Origin of the sequence: Kitasatospora sp. MY 5-36, assembly GCF_001182915.1 — a bacterium.
In the GTDB taxonomy this organism is placed as follows: domain Bacteria; phylum Actinomycetota; class Actinomycetes; order Streptomycetales; family Streptomycetaceae; genus Kitasatospora.
Genome location: NZ_LFVW01001013.1, coordinates 1 through 2,458, shown reverse-complemented (window position 1 = coordinate 2,458; position 2,458 = coordinate 1). Strand labels below are relative to the sequence as shown.

Annotated in this window: 4 protein-coding genes; 2 read left to right on the top strand and 2 right to left on the bottom strand. The window is 76.2% G+C overall.

Translation table 11 applies throughout. The annotated features are described in order from the left end of the window. Positions 1-139 precede the first annotated feature (139 nt). Positions 140-742 (top strand): AAA family ATPase, encoded by a 603-nt coding sequence (locus AE652_RS39540; protein ID WP_049660439.1) that lies wholly within the window; start codon positions 140-142, stop codon positions 740-742. Positions 743-767: 25 nt separating this feature from the next. Here the strand turns inward: AE652_RS39540 and AE652_RS39535 are convergent, their stop codons facing one another. Then, a complete protein-coding gene (locus AE652_RS39535; protein ID WP_053112556.1) occupies positions 768-1,157 on the bottom strand; it encodes a hypothetical protein in 390 nt (129 codons plus the stop codon). Positions 1,158-1,277: 120 nt separating this feature from the next. Further along, positions 1,278-1,688, bottom strand: coding sequence for a helix-turn-helix domain-containing protein (locus tag AE652_RS39530; RefSeq protein ID WP_049660434.1), 411 nt, complete (start codon positions 1,686-1,688; stop codon positions 1,278-1,280). 112 nt (positions 1,689-1,800) lie between these two features. Here AE652_RS39530 and AE652_RS39525 point away from each other — a divergent pair. Beyond that, the coding region (locus tag AE652_RS39525; RefSeq protein WP_049660433.1) for an alcohol dehydrogenase catalytic domain-containing protein at positions 1,801-2,458 on the top strand (658 nt) is incomplete at its 3' end.

The window sequence follows — 2,458 nt, the reverse complement described above, 5'->3', positions numbered from 1 at the left end:
ACCGGGGGTGCGGGCGGCGGACCACGGACCGGGCCGGGGCCGGCTTCCGGGCGCCGGGGGCCGGGCCGGGAGGCGCGCCTCGGCCGCCTCCCCCACCCCCCGGAGCCCACCCGCACCCCGGACCGCTTACCGTGCCGGTATGCATACCGACGAAATCCCGTGGGACGTCCTGCTGATCGGCGGGGCCTCCGGCCTCGGCAAGAGCCGCGCCGCCGACCTCCTGCGCGTTCGACACGGCGCGTTCGTCGTCGAGTTCGACGACGTCGTGGCCGCCCTCCAGGCCGCCACCAGCGCGGACAGCCACCCCGGCCTGCACCACTTCTCCGCCGTGCCCGACCCCGACGCGCTGGACGCCGACCGCGTCCTGGAACTCCAGATCGCCACCGCCCGTGCCCTGGACGACGCGCTGCTCGGCGTCGTGCGCAACCGGCTCACCGTGGACGTGCCCGCGATCGTCGAGGGCGACTACCTCACCCCGGCCGCCGCCGCCCGCGCCGCCGCCGAGGCCGCCGAACAGGGCCGGCGGGTGCGCGCGGTCTTCCTGCACGAGGACGACCCGCGGAGCATCGGCGCCAACTACGCCGACCGCGAGCCCGACAGCGGCCCGCAGCCCGAACGCGCCGCCGTCAGCGCCCGCTACAGCACCTGGCTCGCCGACCAGGCCCGCGCCCACGCGCTGCCCGTGGTCGAGTGCCGCCCGTACGCCACCCTGCCCGAGCGCCTGGCCGCAGCCCTGGCGTGACCCCCGGGGGCGGCGTGACGGCGGGTCAGCCCTCCTCGATGTCCGAGAGCAGCTTGGTGCCCAGGTCGCTCTGCACCGCCAGCCGGGTGTGCCCGGCGTCGGGGCCGGTGCCCCAGGTCAGCGTGACGGTGGTGAACAGGTGCCCGGCGCCGGAGTCGTGGTAGCGCACCTCCCAGCGGGTGGGCACGTCCTGGGCGCGCAGCACGCCGTCGGCGTGGTTGGCCTCCTCCCAGGCCGCCAGCCGCTGTCGGAAGTCCTCGGTGAGGTAGTGGGCGCGCAGTTCGGTGCCCAGGTCGTCGGTGCCGTCGGAGACGGCGTCGACGTAGGCGCCGTAGAAGTCGGCGACCCGGTCGACCGCGGAGTCCGGGCTGCCGCTGCGGACCGCGGAGTCCGCGGCGGTGTCGGTGTCGGTCATGAACGTCCCCATCCGTCAGGGCCGGGGCGTACTGCCGCCCCCGGCCGGTCGGTCCGACCCGTACGCCCAACGAGCCGCCCCGCCGGAGGTTGCGCCCCTACCGTCCCCGGTCTCCCCGGGTCAGTCCGGTGTCCGGTGGTCCTCGTCGTACGCGGCGCGGGCCGCCAGCACCTGGGGCATGTGGCTCTCCGCCCAGTCCTTGATCTGCCGGACGAGCGGCAGCAGGTCGCGCCCGAGCCCGGTGAGCTCGTAGTCGACGCGGGCGGGCACCCCGGCGGTGACGGTGCGGCTGACCAGGCCGTCGCGTTCCAGGGCGCGCAGGGTCTGGGTGAGCATCTTCTCGCTCACCCCGGCCAGGCGACGGCGCAGGTCGCTGTAGCGCAGCGGCCCGTCGGCGAGGGCGGAGACGAGCAGGCTGACCCACTTGTCGCCGATCCGGTCCAGGAGTTGGCGGGCCGGGCACCAGGCGAGGTAGGCGTCGTAGGCGGCGGCCTCGGCGGCGCGGCGCCGGGCGGCGGTCGTGGTGGGCATCGGCCCACTCTCCTTTCCGTGCGGTACGCACCTTCGGGTGCGTCCTTCCCCATGGAGAGTAACTCTCCTTAGGTTGGGTGGAGTTGCCGATTCGTGAGGGGTGGGTTTCGTGATGCGTGCCGTGGTGGTGCGGGAGTTCGGCGGTCCCGAGGTGCTGGAGCTGGTGGAGGTGGCGCTGCCGCGGCCGGGCCGCGGGCAGGTGCGGGTGCGGGTGGCGGCGGCCGGGGTCAACCCGGTGGACGCGGTCACCCGCTCCGGGGTGCTCGCCGGGGCCGGGCTGATGGCCCCGCGCGCGGTGACCGGCATCGGCTGGGACGTGGCCGGGACGGTGGACGCCGTCGGACCTGAGGTGACCCAATTCTCGCTCGGCCAGCCGGTGGTGGGCCTGCGCGACCGCCTGGACACCGACCTCGGCACCTACGCCGAGCACGTCGTCCTGGACGCGGACGCCCTCGCCCCCGCCCCGGCCGGCGCCACCCTCGCCCAGGCCGCGACCCTGCCGCTCAACGGCCTCACCGCGCTACAGGCCCTGGACCTGCTCGACCTGCCGGCCGGCTCCACCGTCCTGGTCACCGGCGCGGCGGGCGGCGTCGGCGGCTTCGCCGTCGAACTGGCCGCCCTGCGCGGCCTGCGGGTGGTCGCGCTCGCCGGGCAGGAGGACGAGCCGCTGGTGCGCGACCTGGGCGCCGAGTGGTTCGTGCCGCGCACGGCACCCGATGTGGCCGCCGCCGTACGGGAGTCGGTGCCCGGCGGGGTCGACGGCGCCGTCG